The 1,611-nt window shown below is 56.7% G+C and carries 2 protein-coding genes and 1 pseudogene; 2 read left to right on the forward strand and 1 reads right to left on the reverse strand.

The window, feature by feature from the left end:
- A partial coding sequence (locus DQ230_RS16805; RefSeq protein WP_203228112.1) for a transposase occupies positions 1 to 201 on the forward strand: 201 nt, incomplete at its 5' end.
- Between the two features lie 185 nt (positions 202 to 386).
- Positions 387 to 596, forward strand: a pseudogene (locus DQ230_RS17560) (transposase); the annotation flags it as partial.
- 194 nt (positions 597 to 790) lie between these two features.
- On the opposite strand, the gene DQ230_RS16815 reads toward DQ230_RS17560, so the two are convergent.
- Complete coding sequence (locus tag DQ230_RS16815) at positions 791 to 1,051, reverse strand: DnaJ family domain-containing protein (protein WP_338050529.1); 261 nt, start codon at positions 1,049 to 1,051, stop codon at positions 791 to 793.
- Positions 1,052 to 1,611 lie beyond the last annotated feature (560 nt).

The raw sequence follows: 1,611 nt of genomic DNA on the forward strand, positions 1-1,611 counted from the left end.
GACGGGCGAACCACCCAGCATCCCGGTTATGCCTTGTCACAGCGGCGCCGGAAGAAGATCGAGGAACCCTTCGGCTGGGCCAAAACTGTGGGCGGCATGGCCCAGACCGTTCATCGCGGCCTCGACAGGGTCCGCGCCCAATTCACGATGACCATGGCAGCCTGCAATCTGGCCAGACTACCGAAACTCCTTGCCACCTGACGAAGGGGTCAAACCGGACGCGGGGTCCGCAGCCGCGAAAAAACCAGCTTCAAACCGTGGCGGCAAGAATAGCGTCCTTCAACCCCGACTTATTCAGCAGTCTGTTAGACCCTGTACCGCCAGCAAGGGCAGGTGGCTATATGTTCCATCCCGGATGATGATGCTTCCCCTTGGCGTTCTGATGACTGACGGCAAAAAGGGCTTATCGTAAAATCGGGGCAACATTTGCCGCCCATCAAATGGTCAATCATGGTGCCAGACAGTATTCCCGCCCCCGTCTCGAGGCGCACATCAATACGGTGGAAGCCGTCAATTCTCAGGTCCAGCGCGCCCTTGTGGGGGTCTATCACCGGCTTGGACGAAAGCACCTTCAGCGATACCTCGATGAGATCCTGTGGCGCTGGAACCATCGTCAGCCATCCATGAATGTCCGGCAGGAAATACCGAAATCAGGCGCAAAGACAGTTACAACTAAAACGTGGAAGCCAATACCTGTCGTCGAACAGATGCGTGACCACATCATTCTAAGACTCCATGAACCGCCTTCGCGCATCCACTGCGATGTTGTAGCGCCGCTCAAGATCGGCGATCAGGGCCATCGCAAGGCGCTTTGCACCCTCTCCTTCTGCATCCCTATAACTTTGCTTTGCCGCTTCTTAATTTGGAATTCCTCGGGCAGTGCCCCTGCTTCAGCCATGATTCGGCCTGCCACGGCCATCGCCACGTCCACAAAAGCCTCGTTTGAGTTGATGGTCAGCGGTGTTCCTTCGCCTTTGAGGCCGCTCAGCTGCCCCTCCGCGATAGCCTTCTGGATTTGCCTCTCCACAAGGCGGTCGAAGGATTGCGTCATCCTGTTTGCCTTCCTTTGCATCGGTGTCGCAGAGAGAGTTGCGCAGCCATTCATCACCATAGATACAGGAAAGGAACAGACAATCATTTTCCTGTATAGAATGGTAGCTTCGCCCAGCGATTTTAACGGGTCGATGCGCGATGTTAGATGCGGTCAGCGTGCTTGGCGCCGGCTTCGTTTGGTGGATAACTGGGAAATTTTTTATTAAAGGGAACCGGCGGGGGCTGGGCAGGGCGTCGGCCTTTCAGGCATTTGTGAACCTTTTGGTTTAAGTGTGCCCAGCGAATACATTTGGTCAGATAGAGAATATCTGTAAAAGGCCCTGCTTACTGGGTTGGCAGCAAAACGGGCCACACGCCTGATCCCACTACGGCGACAACGGGGCCAAGGACAGCGGCGTCAGACCGTGCTGGAGCGCGCGTTATGGTCGACGAAAGCCGCCAAGCCCCGCGTCGTTCAGATGCTCGACCGTCACGCTGTCGGCCTGCCCGTCCGCGCCGATGGTAAACACGACCTGCGAGACGGAGCCTTCGGGCTGATTTTCCGTCACCGGAAAGGCG

Origin of the sequence: Roseovarius dicentrarchi, assembly GCF_003316635.1 — a bacterium.
Taxonomy (GTDB): domain Bacteria; phylum Pseudomonadota; class Alphaproteobacteria; order Rhodobacterales; family Rhodobacteraceae; genus Roseovarius; species Roseovarius dicentrarchi.